Source organism: Bradyrhizobium sp. Kon56, assembly GCF_055807635.1.
Genome location: NZ_JBVVOU010000683.1, coordinates 1 through 230, shown reverse-complemented (window position 1 = coordinate 230; position 230 = coordinate 1). Strand labels below are relative to the sequence as shown.

Genomic DNA, 230 nt, shown 5'->3' with positions numbered 1-230 from the left:
CGACCTTGAATGCGAAGGCCGGCAGCGTCAGCGCCAGCGTTGCCGGTATCCGCTCCAGCACAAGCTCGATCGCAGGCCGCCCGTCGCGCATGGAACGGCCGAGCTCGCCCTTGGCGATCGCGCCAAAATAATCGAGATACTGAAACCAGATGGGATCATCGAGGCCCCACGCCTTGCGGAAGGCGGCGAGGACTTCCGGCGGCGCTTCCGGTCCCAAAATCATCAGCGCG

Annotated in this window: 1 pseudogene; it reads right to left on the bottom strand. The window is 64.8% G+C overall.

From position 1 onward, the window contains the following. A pseudogene (locus AC0L3B_RS40515) lies at positions 1-230 on the bottom strand (ABC transporter permease); the annotation flags it as partial.